Annotated in this window: 21 protein-coding genes; 9 read left to right on the forward strand and 12 right to left on the reverse strand. The window is 35.3% G+C overall.

Annotation, left to right across the window (positions count from 1 at the left end):
• Window positions 1-220: 220 nt before the first annotated feature.
• Both HMPREF2660_RS01475 and HMPREF2660_RS01480 read left to right on the forward strand, forming a co-directional pair.
• Complete coding sequence (locus HMPREF2660_RS01475) at window positions 221-712, forward strand: RNA polymerase sigma factor (RefSeq protein WP_070485374.1); 492 nt, start codon at window positions 221-223, stop codon at window positions 710-712.
• Window positions 713-742: 30 nt separating this feature from the next.
• The gene (locus HMPREF2660_RS01480) at window positions 743-1081 is read left to right on the forward strand and encodes a hypothetical protein (protein ID WP_070485376.1); all 339 of its coding nucleotides are present in this window, start codon (window positions 743-745) and stop codon (window positions 1079-1081) included.
• A gap of 16 nt (window positions 1082-1097) precedes the next feature.
• Here the strand turns inward: HMPREF2660_RS01480 and HMPREF2660_RS01485 are convergent, their stop codons facing one another.
• From HMPREF2660_RS01485 to HMPREF2660_RS01510, 6 genes are all read right to left on the reverse strand, one after another.
• Window positions 1098-1391, reverse strand: a complete 294-nt coding sequence (locus HMPREF2660_RS01485) for an ATP-dependent Clp protease adaptor ClpS (RefSeq protein WP_013598586.1) — start codon at window positions 1389-1391, stop codon at window positions 1098-1100.
• Between the two features lie 4 nt (window positions 1392-1395).
• Complete coding sequence (gene prmA, locus HMPREF2660_RS01490) at window positions 1396-2226, reverse strand: 50S ribosomal protein L11 methyltransferase (protein ID WP_070485378.1); 831 nt, start codon at window positions 2224-2226, stop codon at window positions 1396-1398.
• A gap of 77 nt (window positions 2227-2303) precedes the next feature.
• Window positions 2304-3062 (reverse strand): triose-phosphate isomerase, encoded by a 759-nt coding sequence (gene tpiA / locus HMPREF2660_RS01495; protein WP_070485379.1) that lies wholly within the window; start codon window positions 3060-3062, stop codon window positions 2304-2306.
• A 34-nt stretch (window positions 3063-3096) separates the two neighbouring features.
• Window positions 3097-4179 carry an ABC transporter permease gene (locus HMPREF2660_RS01500; RefSeq protein ID WP_070485381.1) on the reverse strand — a complete coding sequence of 361 codons (1083 nt, stop codon included), beginning with the start codon at window positions 4177-4179 and terminating at the stop codon, window positions 3097-3099.
• On the reverse strand, window positions 4176-5300 hold the full coding sequence (locus HMPREF2660_RS01505; protein WP_070485383.1) for a BT_3928 family protein: 1125 nt from the start codon (window positions 5298-5300) through the stop codon (window positions 4176-4178). Before HMPREF2660_RS01505 ends, HMPREF2660_RS01500 begins: the two co-directional genes overlap by 4 nt.
• A complete protein-coding gene (locus HMPREF2660_RS01510) occupies window positions 5297-5845 on the reverse strand; it encodes a DUF1599 domain-containing protein (RefSeq protein ID WP_070485384.1) in 549 nt (182 codons plus the stop codon). The genes HMPREF2660_RS01505 and HMPREF2660_RS01510 overlap by 4 nt, the downstream gene beginning before the upstream one ends.
• A gap of 56 nt (window positions 5846-5901) precedes the next feature.
• Here HMPREF2660_RS01510 and folP point away from each other — a divergent pair, with 56 nt between their 5' ends.
• Window positions 5902-6726 carry a dihydropteroate synthase gene (folP, locus tag HMPREF2660_RS01515; protein ID WP_070485386.1) on the forward strand — a complete coding sequence of 275 codons (825 nt, stop codon included), beginning with the start codon at window positions 5902-5904 and terminating at the stop codon, window positions 6724-6726.
• Between the two features lie 2 nt (window positions 6727-6728).
• Here the strand turns inward: folP and HMPREF2660_RS01520 are convergent, their stop codons facing one another.
• Window positions 6729-7139 (reverse strand): hypothetical protein, encoded by a 411-nt coding sequence (locus HMPREF2660_RS01520; RefSeq protein WP_070485388.1) that lies wholly within the window; start codon window positions 7137-7139, stop codon window positions 6729-6731.
• Between the two features lie 444 nt (window positions 7140-7583).
• A complete protein-coding gene (locus HMPREF2660_RS01525) occupies window positions 7584-8651 on the reverse strand; it encodes a branched-chain amino acid aminotransferase (protein ID WP_070485390.1) in 1068 nt (355 codons plus the stop codon).
• 89 nt (window positions 8652-8740) lie between these two features.
• Here HMPREF2660_RS01525 and mnmD point away from each other — a divergent pair, with 89 nt between their 5' ends.
• Together mnmD and HMPREF2660_RS01535 are read left to right on the forward strand one after the other, a co-directional pair.
• A complete protein-coding gene (gene mnmD / locus HMPREF2660_RS01530) occupies window positions 8741-9454 on the forward strand; it encodes a tRNA (5-methylaminomethyl-2-thiouridine)(34)-methyltransferase MnmC2 (RefSeq protein ID WP_070485393.1) in 714 nt (237 codons plus the stop codon).
• A gap of 5 nt (window positions 9455-9459) precedes the next feature.
• A complete protein-coding gene (locus HMPREF2660_RS01535; RefSeq protein ID WP_013598596.1) occupies window positions 9460-9888 on the forward strand; it encodes an NUDIX domain-containing protein in 429 nt (142 codons plus the stop codon).
• A gap of 16 nt (window positions 9889-9904) precedes the next feature.
• Here HMPREF2660_RS01535 and HMPREF2660_RS01540 read toward each other — a convergent pair whose 3' ends face one another.
• The 4 genes from HMPREF2660_RS01540 to greA are packed head-to-tail and all read right to left on the reverse strand — an operon-like array spanning window position 9905 to window position 11758.
• Entirely contained in the window at window positions 9905-10285 is a 381-nt protein-coding gene (locus HMPREF2660_RS01540; RefSeq protein ID WP_232013414.1) for a hypothetical protein, read from the reverse strand.
• A gap of 3 nt (window positions 10286-10288) precedes the next feature.
• A complete protein-coding gene (locus HMPREF2660_RS01545) occupies window positions 10289-10858 on the reverse strand; it encodes a hypothetical protein (protein ID WP_070485395.1) in 570 nt (189 codons plus the stop codon).
• Between the two features lie 6 nt (window positions 10859-10864).
• Entirely contained in the window at window positions 10865-11260 is a 396-nt protein-coding gene (locus HMPREF2660_RS01550; RefSeq protein WP_070485397.1) for an HIT family protein, read from the reverse strand.
• Between the two features lie 27 nt (window positions 11261-11287).
• Window positions 11288-11758 carry a transcription elongation factor GreA gene (gene greA / locus HMPREF2660_RS01555; protein WP_041942312.1) on the reverse strand — a complete coding sequence of 157 codons (471 nt, stop codon included), beginning with the start codon at window positions 11756-11758 and terminating at the stop codon, window positions 11288-11290.
• 144 nt (window positions 11759-11902) lie between these two features.
• On the opposite strand from greA, the gene HMPREF2660_RS01560 reads away from it, so the two are divergent.
• From HMPREF2660_RS01560 to HMPREF2660_RS01575, 4 genes are all read left to right on the forward strand, one after another.
• Window positions 11903-12343, forward strand: coding sequence for a Rieske (2Fe-2S) protein (locus HMPREF2660_RS01560; protein WP_070485399.1), 441 nt, complete (start codon window positions 11903-11905; stop codon window positions 12341-12343).
• Between the two features lie 271 nt (window positions 12344-12614).
• Window positions 12615-13907 (forward strand): phosphopyruvate hydratase, encoded by a 1293-nt coding sequence (eno, locus tag HMPREF2660_RS01565; RefSeq protein ID WP_070485401.1) that lies wholly within the window; start codon window positions 12615-12617, stop codon window positions 13905-13907.
• A gap of 88 nt (window positions 13908-13995) precedes the next feature.
• A complete protein-coding gene (locus HMPREF2660_RS01570) occupies window positions 13996-15279 on the forward strand; it encodes a citrate synthase (RefSeq protein ID WP_013598603.1) in 1284 nt (427 codons plus the stop codon).
• A 125-nt stretch (window positions 15280-15404) separates the two neighbouring features.
• Complete coding sequence (locus HMPREF2660_RS01575; protein ID WP_070485402.1) at window positions 15405-16073, forward strand: sterol desaturase family protein; 669 nt, start codon at window positions 15405-15407, stop codon at window positions 16071-16073.
• Window positions 16074-16271 lie beyond the last annotated feature (198 nt).

Genomic DNA, 16271 nt, shown 5'->3' on the forward strand with positions numbered 1-16271 from the left:
CTATCTTTTCTACTTCATCCTACTGAAATCCTTTTAAAATGCTTTATTATATACAATAATTATTAATGGTAAAGATAAATTATTCCATTTTTTAGTATATTCTAATTTTATTACGAGCATATTAATTTTTTCATAGTTCTATTGTCTTTAGAAATTTAAAATATTGTTTGAATTGTTTTATCAAGATTTAGATTTACATTTGTATTTAAGTTAAATTGGTTTGGATTTTAAAGCGTTTGTTAAAGAATATCAACAAAAAGTGTATTGGCAGGTGCGTCGCATGGTGTATAATCATGAGGATACGAATGATTTAGTACAGGATATTTTTGTGAAAGTATATACAAATTTTGATCAGTTTCGTGGTAATGCTAAACTTTCTTCTTGGGTGTATAGAATTGCTTTTAACGAAACGATAAATTTTCTGAATAAACAAGCTAGAGAACGTACTTTATCATTAGACGAATTAGCTTTAGATTCTATAGATAAATTGAAAGATGATATTTATTTTGATGGTGATGATACTGAAATACTTTTACAGAAGGCTATTGCAAGTTTGCCTGTCAAACAACGCATGGTATTTTTGTATAAATATTACGAAGAATTAAAATATGATGAAATAGTTGAAATTTTAGGTGGTAGTGTTGGAGGTTTGAAAGCTTCTTATCATCATGCTGTAAAGAAAATAAAAGACTTTATTTATCAACATCATTAAACCTTTATTATTTATTTTTGTCTTACAATCATGAGAGATATTAAACCAACTAATCCGTATCGTGTTCCAGAAAACTATTTTGATCATTTGGAGCAATCTATTCTAGAGGCTAATCAACCAACGAAAAAAAGAAAACTATCTTTGGGGCCATGGCTGGTAGCAGCAAGTGTGCTTTTGTTGGCAGTGGCTTTTTATTTCACTTTGTACCAAAATAATTCCTCTTTCGTTAATGCAAAAAAAGAAGAGTTGGTTTACAATCGTTTATTCGATTTGTTTATCTCGGAAGATTATAAAAACGTGCCGGATGAAATGGAGAATGAAAAATTACAAGAATTTTATTCAGACGACTTATTGATCGTAATGGATTAATGTCTCCTCTCTACTCTTATACAATTTCTGCAGAGATGCCTCTATTCAAGAGCTCTTCGCATCTAGGCTTCAGGTAAGTATATTCTCCTGTTAGCACATCACATTTACCATTATAATGTATAATTAGTGTACATTGTTCTGCTTGTTCTGGTGTATGATCGCAAACATCAATAAGTGATTCGATAACCCAATCGAAGGTGTTAACATCGTCGTTATGAACAATGATCTGATTTTGTTCTTTTTCTTCTGTTAATACCTCAATATCCGTTTCAGGACTTGTTTCGATAAGAGGTTTTACGTTAAAATACATGGTTTTATTTTTTGATAAAATGTAAAGCAATCCAGTTGTTTCGTTCTTTTTTCGTCACAAATTTCAGACCATTTTCTGTACATGTTGCCAAAATATCATCGAAATCGATATCCAATAAACCACTTAAATATAAATCGCCGTCTTTTTCCAAGACTTCGCTATATTTTGGCATATCTTTTATCAAGATATTTTTATTGATATTGGCAAAGATAGCATCAAAATGTTTTCTACCCAAAAGAGAAGAATCTCCCATTTTGGCATCGATACTCACTAGATTTTTTTTCGCATTTTCGAGTGAGTTTTCCACCGCCCATTCGTCAATATCAATAGCTTCAGCAAAGTTAGCACCTTTTTTCATTGCCAATATTGCAAGAATAGATGTTCCACAACCCATATCTAGAATATCTTTTCCCAGGAAATTATTTTCTAGAATATATTCCACCATCATATGAGTTGTTTCATGATGTCCTGTCCCGAAAGACATTTTTGGCGTAATAATAATTTCGTACGGATAATTTTCTTCGGTAGGATGAAAATCTGCACGGATAATGCATTGATCATTAACTCGAATAGGATCGAAGTTTTTCTCCCATTCGGCATTCCAATTTTGTTGCTCAATTTCTTGTCGAATATATTGTATTTTGGCATCGCTTATCGTTTCTATAATCGCATTCACTGCTTGTTCGTCATCCAATTCTTTTGGGATATATGCCTGAAAACCAAATTCGTTTTCTACAAAACTTTCGAAAGGTAATTCGGCAATCATTGCGATTGTAATTTCGGTCCAAGGATTTCTGGGTTCTATTGTAAAAGTATATTCGTTATAATTGGTCATAAAAAAATGATCTAAAAAGCTTGACAAAGTTACATCAAGTTTTTTAGACCATTGTTCATATTTTTTTACATTTCTTATTATTGTGCTGCCATTATAATTTGGGTAAATTGATCCAGTTGTAAAGAGGCACCTCCTACCAAACCTCCATCGATGTCATTTTGGGAAAATAAGTTTTCTGCATTTTCTGCATTCACACTTCCGCCATATAAAATAGGTGTAGAATTAGCGATTTCTGCTCCAAAATTTTTATCCAATACTTCACGTACATATACATGCATTTCTTGGGCTTGTTCTGGGCTTGCTGTTTTTCCGGTCCCGATGGCCCACACTGGCTCATAAGCCAAAATAAGTTTGTTAAGATGCTCTTTATCTTGTTTAGCCAAAACATCGAGAAGTTGACTTTCTACCACTTCGAAATGTGTGTTATTTTCACGTTGTTCTAGATTTTCTCCAAAACAAAAGATAGGATAAATCTGATGTGCAAAAGCTTGTTTCATTTTCTGCTCTAATACTTCGGCATCTTCGTGTTGATAAGTTCTTCTTTCAGAATGACCGATTAGGCTAAAGTCTAAGCCAATAGAATCTAGTTGTTCTGCAGAAATATCACCAGTATAGGCACCTTTTTCGTGTGCAGATAAATCTTGAGCTGATATTTTCAAGAATTGCTCATCGACATTTTCTAGCAAGGTAGGTAGATATATAGAAGATGGTGCTATTATTACTTCTGCTTCTGGCTGATTGTCCGCTATCCAACCATTAAGATCAATCGCTAATTGAAGGGCTTCCTCAAATTTCAGATTCATTTTCCAATTTCCAGCAACAATTTTCTTTCTCATGTTTTATGTGTTTAGTATGTTTTGAAATATTTTTTTAATTAATTCTAACGCGTGGATCCAAGATTCCGTATATAAAATCGATAACAATATTAATGATAATAAACATCACGGCAATGGTGAGTACTGCTCCCATAACGATTGGCAAATCTAGTGCATTGAGTGCATTGACAATTTCTTTGCCCAAGCCATTCCAGCCAAAAATAAATTCTACGAAAACAGAACCGGCCAACATCGAAGCAAACCATCCTGATATTGCAGTAATTACAGGATTCATCGCATTTTGCATAGCATGTTTCATGATCACCATTTTTTTCGTAAGACCTTTGGCGTATGCCGTACGGATATAATCTTGATTAAGAACTTCTAACAACGAATTTCTGGTCAATTGACAAAAGACAGCCAAAGGTCGAGAACCCAAGGTGAGTGCAGGAAGTAAAAGGTTTTTCGGGACCAAATGAGTTCCTTCGCCTAGGTCATCTACTTCATATAAACTCCCAATCATATTGAGTCCAGTAATCGAATGCAGTAAATAGGCAAAGATATAAGCCATCAAGATTGCAGAAAAAAAAGAGGGAATACTCATACCGAAACTCGTAACTACTAGTAAAACACGGTCTATCCATTGATCTTTGTAGAGTGCTGCAATTATGCCTAAGCCAACTCCTAAAATAGTAGCTATCATTATAGATGCGATGGCCAAAATAAGGGTGTTGGGTAAAGTTTCTGCAATAATGCTGTTGACGGTTTTCCCCTGTTTCTGAAAGGATGTTCGTAAATAGGGAGTTTTCAATACAAGGCTTTTATCTCCGAAACGAATAAGTGTTTGATACGAATATTTCCCACTACTCAAAGCAGTATAATCGGTGCTATTTTCTTGGTTTTGATGCAAAGAAATTGGCGATAAATCATTGAGGTAATACGCGTATTGTTTCCATAAAGGTTGGTCGAGCCCAAGATTTTTTCGGATAATAGCTAATTGTTCTGGATCTTCTTTTTGGTCGAGCATCATCCGTGCAGGATCGCCGGGTAATACCGTAAAAAGAAAAAATACAACCGTAATTACTCCCCACAAGGTAAGTAAACTATACACTAATTTTTGTAGCAAATAGCGAATCATAACAAGTCGCTTAATAGTTGTTCTATGCTAGGTAAATCATTGAAATGGTACTTCGACTTCACCACACCGTTGCTTAATGTCATGATTCCAGGATTACTTCTGGTCATGGTTTTCAGAACAATCTGATCGACCAAACAAACTGGTTGTGTAATTTTTTCGATTGGATTATTACTCAAAATTGCAAACGGAATGTCGTGTACATGCGCTTCGTGGGCAATTCGCTCGATAGCTAATCTTTTCTTTGTGGCAATTTCATGTGCAAATGGTACAATAATAAAAATTACTTTGGGCTGATTGAGGTAATAGTCTGTTTTATCTACCCCCAAGCAGTCTAATGAAAAATCTTTTATTGCTGGCTCATAGCCTTTGTACACTAATCGAGATTTGGTGAGTTCTGGCAGAATTTCCCATGGCGTACCATCTTTATACCACTTGTCATTTGTCACATATTCTGTGTCATTGATTTGGACAGTTTTTCCGTTTTCTTTGTTTTTTAGTGTAAAAACAGTCTCATAAACCGAAGGTTTTTTTCCTAATTCTTCGGCAGATTTCATTTCTTCTTTCAGATCTTTTCCGACTGCGTATGCTCTAAAATCTATAATTGGTGAGTGTTCTATTCCTAGGTAAGCAACATACGACGATAAAATTAATCCTATAGCAAGAAGCAGATAGTTTGTTTTTGGTTTGAATAATGGTTGAATAAATCGATGACCAAAAAGAATTATTAAAATTAAAACCGTTAGCACTATATCTTTGATGAAAGATGTCCAAGGATCTAATGTTAAGGCATCCCCGAAACAACCACAGTCGGTAACTTTATTGAAGTAGGCTGAGTAAAATGTAAGGAAAGTGAAAAAAGCTATTACTGCAAGTAATGCCCAAGCAGTAAACTTTCGGGTAATTCCCAAGAGTAACATCAGCCCCAAACCAATTTCTAGTAAGGTAATCAATACAGCAATCGGAAGGTGAAACTCCATTAAACCTGCCAGATTGAGAACACTCGGTGAGAAATATTCTTCGAGTTTATAGCCCATCCCAATAGGATCAATGATTTTTACAAATCCAGAAATAATAAATAAAACTCCGACCAAAAGACGACAAATTTGTACTAGAATTCTCATACAGTTTTGTTTTCATGGATTAATATTAATGCAAAGATCGAATAATTTACCATATCGAGATAATTAGCATCCAAGCCTTCAGAAACCAACGTTTTTCCTTGGTTATCTTCTATTTGTTTGATACGAAGAATCTTCTGTAAGATAAGGTCTGTAATCGAACTGATTCGTAAATCTCGCCAAGCTTCTCCGTAATCATGATTTTTGTTTTTCATCAAATCAAAAGCCTCTTGTGCCATTTTATCGTAATATTCTAAGGCTTGTTCTACCGAAAGGTCGGGTTTATTGACCACGCCCAACTCCAATTGAATCAGAGAAATCAGCGAATAGTTAATAATCCCAATAAATTCTTCTTCTTCGCCTTCGGCAATTTTTTGTTCGTCTTGAGTTTGAAGGGTTCTTATTCGATTGGTTTTGATATAAATTTGATCGGTAAGTGATGGCAAACGCATTACGCGCCAGGCACTTCCGTAATCTTGTAATTTGTTCTGAAACAATTCTCGACAATTAGCAAGGATCGTTTGAAATTGGTTTGCTGTATTTTTCATAAATTCGTTTCAAATTCAAAAATAAACGAAATTCGTTAAAAACCCGAAAAGATAACATGACAATTAACTGTAAAGGCACTTTAGTTGATCTTTCTACTCCAAAAGTGATGGGCATTCTTAATGTCACACCCGATTCTTTTTACCAAAAAGGGCGAACACCCGATATAGATTCTTTGTTGAAAAAAGCAGAAAAACATTTAGCAGATGGTGCAACTTTTTTAGATTTAGGTGGTTATTCTACGCAACCAGGAGCAAAAGAAGTTTCGGTAGAAGAAGAGTTGGATAGAATAATTCCGGCTGTGGATGCATTACAGAACTATTTCCCTGATGCTTTGCTTTCTATTGATACGTTTCGCAGTCAGGTTGCACAAAAATCTGTCGAAGCAGGGGCGCATATAATTAACGATGTTTCGGGCGGAACGTTGGATGAGCAAATGTTCTCAACCATTGGTCAATTGCAGGTTCCGTATGTTTTGATGCATATGAAAGCGACTCCGCAAACCATGCAAATCAATCCACAATACGAAGATGTTGTCACCGAAGTTAATCAGTTTTTGTTAGAAAGAGTTCAACAGTTACAGATGCTAAAAGTAAAAGATATTATTCTGGATCCTGGTTTTGGTTTTGCCAAAACATTAGAACATAATTATCAATTACTCGATAAAATGGAATTGATTGGTTTCGGAGATTTTCCAATTTTGGTGGGCGTTTCTAGAAAATCGATGGTCTATAAATTACTCAACATTACGGCAGAAGAATCTCTCAATGCGACGACAGCATTGCATATGATTGCTTTGCAAAAAGGAGCTAAAATCCTTCGTGTTCACGATGTAAAAGAAGCCCAACAAGCGATCGTAATTCACCAAATGTTGGGCAAATAAAATTATTTTTTGCATAAAGCATGTTCGTAAGCGTCTAGAACTTCGTCGACATCAGAGCTTACATGCCACACACCGTTGACCAATTCTAATATGATTTCGTTATCGTAAAGATTTTCATCATCGGTAAGAAGATTTATTTTTTCTAAATCTCGATTTCCGACAATTATCGCATGTGTAAGATCAATTAATCGATCATTTACTGCAATTAAATTTTCAAAAGTCAATAATAAACCATCTTTTTCTTCGATTAATTGATGCAAACTAAAAATTGTGAATTCTTCCGAATCGGTTTCTCCATCCAACCAAATTATTCGCCAATGGAATTGCTCGGGTGATGGAATCGGACGAGTAAGCTCGAATATATCGAGATAAGCATCGTTAGGTAATCGACTATCGATATGAAAATCAGCCATTTTTTTATAATTTATACAAAGGTAGAAAACGTTTTTTTCTTCTTTCTATAAAGGTTTCTATTTTTTTTCTAGAATGTTTAGGATTGTATGGTTTGTCGCTTGATCATTTAGAAGCTATAAGCAGTCTGTATAATTTCTTAGATCCAGTAGGGATGCGTAAGGTCCTTTTATCGATACGTGTGTGACTAATGAAGAAATCTCAAAGAGTTTTTCTCGAAAATAGGATGGCATAACAAAATAATTGTTAAATAGTTTTTGAAATCTGTTTTTTGTTCTGTTCCTCCATTTTAATAATTACCTTCAGAATGTTTCGAATTGATAGATGTTTTATTCAATTTTATAGTACTTAGGGTCTACCAGAAAATTTCACAAAAAAAGCCGAAACAAAAACTTGTTCCGACTTTCTTGTTGATTTATAATCAATCTGATAAACAATAATTAAACTTATACTGTTTGATGCTCTTCTACTTTTACTCTCCACCCGTAAGGATCTTCCACCTTCCCGAATTGGATATCGTTTAATTTCTTTTTCAGTTGCATTCCGTACGAATCTTCATCGCTAATATTGGGCAATTGGCAACGCTCATCACCAAACCCTACTGCATCATAAACGTTGACCACAACCGCTGTTCCTACTCCGAAAACTTCTTTTAGTTCTCCTTTTTGGTAAGCTTCATACATTTCTTCTACAGAAACAGGACGTACTTCTATATCATATCCATTGTCTTTGGCTAATTGAATAATAGAATCTCGGGTTACCCCATCTAAAATTCTCTCAGAAGTTGGTGCTGTTAATAAAGTATCACCAATACGAACAAAAACGTTCATCGTACCCGCTTCTTCGATAAATTTGTGTGATATAGAATCGGTCCAAATGACCTGATCATAGCCTTCTAGTTTTGCTTGTTCAGTTGGGTAAAAAGAGCCTGCATAGTTTCCGGCACATTTAGCAAAACCAACACCTCCTGGTGCCGAACGGCTATAGTAATCAGCGATTTTTACTGATAATCTTTTGGTGTAATAGCTTGGTGAGTAAGCCATTAGGATAACAAAAGTGAATTCGTTAGAAGAACGTGCTGTGATCGCCTCTTCAGTAGCAAACATGGTTGGTCTTAGATACAACGATGTTCCTTCTTTTTTCGGAACCCATTGACGATCCAAATCAATTAAAGCTTTTAGTCCATCCATAAAGATTTCTTCAGGCACTTCTGGCATGTTTAGACGAACTGCCGACTTATTGAAGCGTTTGAAGTTTTTTTGTGGTCTAAAAATGAATACCTCATCGTCTTCATTTTTATAAGCTTTCATCCCCTCGAAAATAGCTTGTCCATAATGAAAAACCATTGCTGCAGGAGTGAGTTCGATCGGTTGGTAAGGCATGATTTTCGGTTCGCTCCACTTTCCGTCTTTGTATTTAGCAATCAACATGTGGTCTGTAAAATCTTTCCCGAAAGTAGTAGACTCAAACACTTTTTCTGTAAATTTGGTTTGAGGTATTTTCTCTATTATCATAATGAACTTTTGTTTGTTGCAATCCAAATATACGTTTATTTTGTTGAATATATTAAATCAAAGCTGATAAAAATTAGGAGATTTTTCGGATGAAAAGGTCAATTATCCAAACGCAAGACGGTTCGCGTACCATTCGTATAGAAGAATGGACAGAATCCTATCATTCTGTGCATGGTGCGGTGCAAGAAGCTGTGCATGTTTTTATGAAAAATGGGCTAGAAGAAGTGGCCATGAATAAATCAACCATAAAAATATTAGAGATTGGCTATGGTACAGGGTTGAATGCTTTATTGACAGTTTTATATGGCTCAAAACTAAACCTGATGATTGATTATGTGGGGATAGAAAAATTTCCGGTTTCTCGAGAAGAACTTTTCGCTTTGGCTTACGCAGATAGCTGTACGAAAATAGCAGATAAATCTATCGAGAAAATAGAAGATATACAACAGAAAATGTTCGATGCTTCGTGGGGTGTTTTTACAGAGATAACACCTTCTTTCAGACTGAAAAAAGTACAACTTGATTTTTTCGATTTACCGAAACTATTGGATAAAGATTTCGATTTAATCTATTTTGATGCTTTTGGTGCGCGTGTTCAACCAGAATTATGGGAAATGGAGTTGTTGCAAAAAGTGGTCGAAAAGATGAACATAGAAAGTCAATTCACTACCTATGCTGCGAAAGGGAGTTTGAAACGCACCTTGCAGACATTAGGCCTAGATGTCGAAAAACGTGTGGGACCTCCAGGAAAAAGAGAAATGATGATCGCAAAGAAATATCCTATCCAACCCGAAAATATCTGATAACAATGAAACCTTTTAATGTACGGGTCTATGCATTGCTTGTTCATGATGCAAAAGTTTTGGTAATGCACGAACCTTTTCTAGGGAAGTTGATTTATAAATTTCCGGGTGGTGGATTAGAGTTTGGAGAAGGAACGCGTGATTGTTTGGTAAGAGAATTAAAAGAAGAACTGAATCTGGAAATCGAGGTGGAAGAGCATCTTTATACACAAGATTTTTTCATGCAAAATGCTTTTGATCCCGAAGAGCAAATAATTCTAATTTATTATAAAGCGAGTATTTCTGATAAAAATTTAACTCAATTAAAAGTTTTAGAACGGAATATTAACCAGTTACTTTGGATGAGAATCGATGAGCTGTATGTAGAAGATTTTACATTAGTAGCCGATAAAAAAGTGATAGAGATTTTTCGAGAGAAATATCTAAAGAAATAAAAAAAACTTTGACTCCCTAGGCGTCAAAGTTTATGATATTTTGATCAACGAAATATTGGATAATTGCGTGTTTCATGAGTAATGTTTGTTCGTTTGTTTTCAGTTCTGGCAAATTCTCAATTAGCTCGAAATGTGGCCAACCGTCTTTATCCAAACCATCAAAACGATAATAACCAAAAGGTTCTAAAACACGACAAACGGCAATATGTAAAAGGTTAATTTTCTCATCCTTTTTGAATCGTCTTTTGCCTTGCCCTAATTCTTGAACCCCGATAAGAAACAGCATCGTATCCAAATCAGGTAATTCTCCATCGGTGAAATTTTCTTGAAAAAATCCTTCGATTTTCTTCCATTTTTCTGCCATATTACTAGCTCTTGGCATAAGATGTTGTGCCATTTTTTAGAATTTTTTGCCACGATGACGCATATTTGGATTTTGGAGTTGTCCTGGATTGAAATTGAACTTCTTCATTTGTCCTTGCATCATTTTTATATGATCCGTAAACATATTTTTATCATCTAAACGCTTGGCTTCTTTTAGGTAGATTTCCGCCTCTTTTCTTCTTCCTTTTGCCATGGCGGCTCCTGCTAGAGAAAGGTTTGCCATTGCTCGATCGTGCTTGAAACTAAGACCATAATCCAAAGCATTTCGCATATATTTCTCAGATACAGCAATATTATCCTCGGCTTCGGTAATGCCTTTCATATAATTAAAATAGCCCCACTGTTTACGAATTAGTTGGGTTTCTTGATTTGTAATTCTATTCAGCCATTTTTTGGCTTTTTCTACTTCTTGCTTTCGCATGAACCAAAAAGCCATGATGATATTTTCGTTTCGAAAGTAGAATACTATTGGGAAAATTGCTAAAAATAACATTATAAAGCCCCAGCCATACGCCCGATCTGTAAAAAGATAAATTCCACTAATGATAAGAACGCCAGCTAGTACAAGTTTAAGGTATTTGTTCATAATCTTTTATACTAAGTATGATTTAATTTTATCGGCAATTTTTCGCATTTCTTCTGCAGAAAGCGACAATTTGGGTTGTGTAAAATTGATATCTTGCATAGTGTTGAGAGGAACCAAATGTACATGTACATGCGGTACTTCTAGCCCTACAACAGCTACCCCAATTCTTTTACACGGAATGGCTTTTTCTATTGCTGGTGCAATACTGTACGCAAAATCCATTAGCCCTAGATAAGTTTCACGATCCAACTCAAAGAGTTTATCTACTTCTTTTTTAGGGATTACCAAAACATGTCCTTTCACCAAAGGAAAAGCATCGAGTATGGCAATATAGTTTTCGTTTTCTGCTACCTTATAAGAAGGAATTTCGTTCCGGATGATTTTTGTGAATATGCTAGCCATTTATTAAAATTTTTGGCAAGTTACGATTTAATCTAAAGAAATACTCAATACTTCAAAAGTTAAAGTCTGACCATTAGGCAGCTCTATTTCAGCTATATCACCTACCGATTTACCTAATAAACCTTTAGCAATTGGTGTATTTACTGATATACGCGCTTTTTTTAGGTCAGCTTCTGTTTCGGGTACCAATGTATATGATAATTCTTGTTTACTTACTTGATTGCGAATACGAACAGTAGATAAAATCGAGATTTTAGTAGCATCTAATTTCGATTCGTCTATAAGACGAGCGTTAGCAATGGATTCTTGTAACTTAGAAATTCTCATCTCTAACATTCCTTGTGCTTCTTTGGCTGCGTCGTACTCAGCATTTTCAGATAAATCTCCTTTGTCGCGGGCTTCAGCGATTTGTTGAGAAATTTTCGGACGTTCATAGGTTTCTAGCTCGTGCAATTCGGCACGTAATTTTTCCAAGCCTTCTTTTGTTACATATTGTATATTTGCCATATCAATGTTTTTTTACTTACTTACATTTATAGATATAAAGAAAATAATCCTACACATTGCCTTTATCGGGATGCGCAGGACTATTTTCTATTTTGTTAAATGCAAAGATAGTAAATTTTTAAAATAGACATACATATGAAGCAATTTATTCGGTTTCTTTTCTTTTTTAGTACATTCTTTGTATCAAGTATTTTCAGTTCCTGTGAATCCGATACGCACAACGATTGTGTCCCGCGCGTAAATGTAAGCCTGACTCTCAATACTAACTTGCCAGAATATAGTGTTCTAAATTCACCTGGTAGATGGATATATGTAGGAGGAGAAGGTGCTGGAACAAGAGGTTTGATTATTGTGAGTATCGGTAATGATCGATATAAAGCTTGGGATCGTAATGCACCACATCTATGTCCCGATGTCAATACTACCCTCGAAGTAGTAGACGGCATTAAGATAGTGTGCCCAAAAGATGGAGCAGAATGGAATATTAATACAGGACAACCTATAAAGATTGCCAATCGCTCTCCTATGGAGTATAATGCGTTTCGATCAGGAAATACTTTGGTGGTAACTCGATAGCTACTATAATAGTATTTTCATTTTTTTCAAAAAAAATATACCTTAACAACATAAGCTCAACTCAAATTTTTTCGCTAGAAGAAGAAAATCAGAAAGAAGCGTTTTTTATTATATCAAATCTTTCGGATAGACAACCAAAATTTAGAAAGATGTTGAAAAAATATAGCAGCGGTGAAATCGTCTTAATTAAACTTGTAAGGAAGATACAATTATTTTAATTTTGACATGCAAATAAAATTATTACGAACTTAAGTAACATAAAAAACAAAAAATGAGTATCATTACACACATTCATGCAAGACAAATATTGGATTCTCGCGGTAATCCAACTGTAGAGGTAGATGTTATTACCGAGAACGGAATTTTAGGGCGTGCAGCAGTACCTTCAGGGGCTTCTACCGGAGAACACGAAGCTGTAGAACTACGAGACGGAGGTGATTTTTATCAAGGGAAAGGAGTTCTTAAATCGGTTGATAATGTCAACGAAATCCTTGCACCAGAATTGGTAGGATACTCGGTTTTTGAGCAAAATTTAATCGATCATACCATGATCGAAATAGACGGAACCAATAATAAAGGGAATTTAGGAGCAAATGCAATTTTAGGCGTTTCTTTGGCCGTTGCAAAAGCAGCTGCGGAAGAATTAGGTTTGCCACTTTTTCGCTATGTCGGTGGTGTAAATGCCAATACGCTACCCGTTCCCATGATGAATATCGTCAATGGAGGCTCGCACTCTGACGCACCAATTGCATTTCAGGAATTTATGATAATGCCTGTAGAGGCCGAAAATTTCTCGGATGCATTGCGTAAAGGAACCGAAATTTTCCACGCTCTGAAAGCTATTTTACACGAGCGCGGTTTGTCTACTGCCGTAGGTGATGAAGGTGGATTTGCACCAACTTTTAAGGGAACAGAAGATGCGTTGGATACCGTAATGTTGGCTATAGAAAAAGCAGGTTATCAGGCAGGTACAGAAATTATGTTGGCACTTGATTGTGCTGCATCAGAATTTTATGTCGATGGAAAATACGATTATACCAAGTTCGAAGGTGCCGATGCAGCAATCCGTACATCAGAAGAACAAGCAGCTTATCTTGCAGAATTAGTAGAAAAATATCCTATCATCTCTATAGAGGATGGAATGGATGAAAATGATTGGAAAGGTTGGAAAGTATTGACGGATAAAATTGGTGAAAAAGTTCAATTGGTTGGAGACGATTTATTGGTAACAAATGTCAAAATGTTAGAGCAAGCTATCGAATCTGAAACAGCCAACTCTATTCTTATAAAAGTAAACCAAATCGGGACATTGACCGAAACAATCGAAGCGGTACAAATGGCACAAAACGCAGGCTATACAGCAGTAATGTCTCATCGATCTGGAGAAACAGAAGATGCAACTATTGCCGATTTGGCCGTGGCTTTGAATACTGGACAAATAAAAACAGGATCAGCATCTCGCTCAGATCGTATGGCAAAATACAATCAATTACTTCGAATTGAGGAGACTTTGGCTCAAACTGCTATTTACCCAGGCCGAAAAGCATTTAAAGTTAAGCGATAAAAACTGATGATAAAATTCATGAGTTTTTATGCTGTAAAAATTCGATTTTTATCGTATATTACCCTGGTTTAAAGAATTATATTAAAAAATGTCAGATAAAGTAACCTTAAATTACGAAGGAAAAAGTTTAGAATTGCCTGTTTCAACTGGAGCTATGGATGAAAAGGCAATTGATATCTCAAAATTAAGAGACCAAACTGGGTTGATTACAATGGATCCAGGATACAAAAACACTGGTGTATGTGAAAGTGAAATCACTTTTTTAGATGGGGAAGAAGGAAAATTATTGTATCGTGGTTACCCGATTGAGCAGTTAGCAGAAAAATCGAGTTTTGTTGAGGTTATTTACTTGTTACTAAAAGGAGAATTACCAACACAACAAGAATTGGATCAATTCGAAAAAGATATTGCAGAATACAATTATGTGTCAGAGGATTTAGTGAAAATCTTGGATGCATTCCCAAGTACAGCACACCCAATGGGAATGTTATCGTCGTTGACGTCTGCCTTATCAGCATTCAATCCGAAAACTGTGAATGTAAATTCACCAGAAGACATGTACAAAGCAGCGGTTACCTTATTGGGTAAATTCCCAGTTTTAGCATCTTGGACACAACGCAAAACAAAAGGTTTACCGATTAATTACTCGAATGATGAACTGGGATATGTAGAGAATTTTTATCATTTGCTCTTCAAAAAACCAGGTAAAGAATTAGAACTGAATCCAGTAGTTGTAGATGCTTTAGACAAGTTATTAATCTTACATGCAGATCATGAGCAAAACTGTTCTACCTCTACGGTACGTTTGGTAGGATCATCACATGCAGGGCTATTTGCATCAATTTCAGCAGGGATTTCTGCACTTTGGGGTCCATTGCATGGTGGAGCAAACCAAGCCGTTCTAGAAATGTTGGAGGCTATAAAAAATGATGGGGGAGATGTGCATAAATACATCGAAAAAGCAAAAGATAAAAATGACCCTTTCCGTTTGATGGGATTCGGTCATCGTGTGTACAAGAACTTCGATCCACGTGCGAAAATTATAAAAGTGGCTGCCGATAATGTTTTAGAGCAATTAGGGGTGAATGATCCTATTTTAGATATTGCTAAAAAACTAGAAGAAGCGTCACTACAAGATAGTTATTTCATAGATCGTAAATTATATCCTAATGTTGATTTCTACTCAGGAATAATTTATAAAGCATTGGATATCCCTACTGAAATGTTTACCGTAATGTTTGCAGTGGGTCGTTTACCTGGTTGGATTGCGCAGTGGATGGAGATGAGACAAACAAATCAACCAATTGGTCGTCCACGCCAATTGTATACTGGGAAGCCTACCCGTGATTATGTAGAAATTTCTAAAAGATAATTTAGATTTAATAAAAACATATAGAGACCGAATCCTTAGAGATATCGGTCTGTTTTATTTTTAATCTAATTCTAATTTGTAGATAGAAGTTGATTTTTGTAATTTTAGCTCAGAAATAAATAATCATGAAGTTTGATAAAATAAATAACAAAGGGCAAGCTCAACTCTTTGAAAATAAATTTTTAGAAGCACTTACCAAAGGTAGCCCACAATTAAGTTGGGGGATACATCTTCCGATTCTTATTTTCTGCTTTTATTACGGCTATAAAAATTATCAAATGCCATTGGGAACGATGTTCATGGTATTTTTCGGGGCAATATTCTTTTGGACTTTCTTTGAGTATATTGCGCATCGATATATTTTTCATCTGATAAGTGAAAATCCCAAACTGCAAAGATTTGCTTACATAATGCACGGCAATCATCACCATTATCCACGGGATAGACAACGTTTGTTTATGCCTCCTGTGCCAAGCTTAATTATTGTTGCTGCTTTGTTTGGTATATTTTATCTTGTTATGAGAGAATATGCTTTTGCTTTTTATCCAGGTTTTGTTTTAGGATGGTTGATGTATGCATCAATGCACTATATGATCCATGCAATGGCTCCGCCGTTTAAGTTTATGAAACCTCTTTGGCGAAATCATCATCTCCACCATTACAAAGACGAAACCTTAGGTTTTGGCGTATCGAACACCTTTTGGGATAAAGTTTTTGGGACAATGTTCGACCTGAAAAAAGAGAAAGAAGATAAAGAAAAAGTTCAAGAGCTAATGTTCGAAAAGAAAAAATAACATCAATAAAAATATTTAAGAGCTTTCAATATATTTTGAAAGCTTTTTTTGTACCTTTTCTAAAAAAATGAATAAAACAAACTGAAATAATATTTTGGTCTATTGTTTGCGACAAAGCTAGATGCACACTTTACCATAATGACTGCGATTAACAATCCTAGACAATGGAGCTAGGGCGACAAAGAGAAATGATTTTTG

The sequence above is a fragment of the Weeksella sp. HMSC059D05 genome, assembly GCF_001809725.1.
In the GTDB taxonomy this organism is placed as follows: Bacteria; Bacteroidota; Bacteroidia; order Flavobacteriales; family Weeksellaceae; genus Weeksella; species Weeksella virosa.

Excerpts from the sequence above, each read along its gene's own strand:
- eno (WP_070485401.1), top strand. The coding sequence starts at position 12,615 with ATGAGTATCATTACACACATTCATGCAAGACAAATATTGGATTCTCGC.
- HMPREF2660_RS01545 (WP_070485395.1), bottom strand. The coding sequence starts at position 10,858 with ATGAACAAATACCTTAAACTTGTACTAGCTGGCGTTCTTATCATTAGT.
- HMPREF2660_RS01575 (WP_070485402.1), top strand. The coding sequence starts at position 15,405 with ATGAAGTTTGATAAAATAAATAACAAAGGGCAAGCTCAACTCTTTGAA.
- HMPREF2660_RS01480 (WP_070485376.1), top strand. The coding sequence starts at position 743 with ATGAGAGATATTAAACCAACTAATCCGTATCGTGTTCCAGAAAACTAT.
- HMPREF2660_RS01560 (WP_070485399.1), top strand. The coding sequence starts at position 11,903 with ATGAAGCAATTTATTCGGTTTCTTTTCTTTTTTAGTACATTCTTTGTA.
- HMPREF2660_RS01510 (WP_070485384.1), bottom strand. The coding sequence starts at position 5,845 with ATGAAAAATACAGCAAACCAATTTCAAACGATCCTTGCTAATTGTCGA.
- HMPREF2660_RS01570 (WP_013598603.1), top strand. The coding sequence starts at position 13,996 with ATGTCAGATAAAGTAACCTTAAATTACGAAGGAAAAAGTTTAGAATTG.
- tpiA (WP_070485379.1), bottom strand. The coding sequence starts at position 3,062 with ATGAGAAAGAAAATTGTTGCTGGAAATTGGAAAATGAATCTGAAATTT.
- HMPREF2660_RS01550 (WP_070485397.1), bottom strand. The coding sequence starts at position 11,260 with ATGGCTAGCATATTCACAAAAATCATCCGGAACGAAATTCCTTCTTAT.
- folP (WP_070485386.1), top strand. The coding sequence starts at position 5,902 with ATGACAATTAACTGTAAAGGCACTTTAGTTGATCTTTCTACTCCAAAA.
- HMPREF2660_RS01525 (WP_070485390.1), bottom strand. The coding sequence starts at position 8,651 with ATGATAATAGAGAAAATACCTCAAACCAAATTTACAGAAAAAGTGTTT.
- HMPREF2660_RS01520 (WP_070485388.1), bottom strand. The coding sequence starts at position 7,139 with ATGGCTGATTTTCATATCGATAGTCGATTACCTAACGATGCTTATCTC.
- mnmD (WP_070485393.1), top strand. The coding sequence starts at position 8,741 with ATGAAAAGGTCAATTATCCAAACGCAAGACGGTTCGCGTACCATTCGT.
- HMPREF2660_RS01535 (WP_013598596.1), top strand. The coding sequence starts at position 9,460 with ATGAAACCTTTTAATGTACGGGTCTATGCATTGCTTGTTCATGATGCA.
- HMPREF2660_RS01505 (WP_070485383.1), bottom strand. The coding sequence starts at position 5,300 with ATGAGAATTCTAGTACAAATTTGTCGTCTTTTGGTCGGAGTTTTATTT.
- HMPREF2660_RS01485 (WP_013598586.1), bottom strand. The coding sequence starts at position 1,391 with ATGTATTTTAACGTAAAACCTCTTATCGAAACAAGTCCTGAAACGGAT.
- HMPREF2660_RS01500 (WP_070485381.1), bottom strand. The coding sequence starts at position 4,179 with ATGATTCGCTATTTGCTACAAAAATTAGTGTATAGTTTACTTACCTTG.
- HMPREF2660_RS01540 (WP_232013414.1), bottom strand. The coding sequence starts at position 10,285 with ATGGCACAACATCTTATGCCAAGAGCTAGTAATATGGCAGAAAAATGG.
- prmA (WP_070485378.1), bottom strand. The coding sequence starts at position 2,226 with ATGACCAATTATAACGAATATACTTTTACAATAGAACCCAGAAATCCT.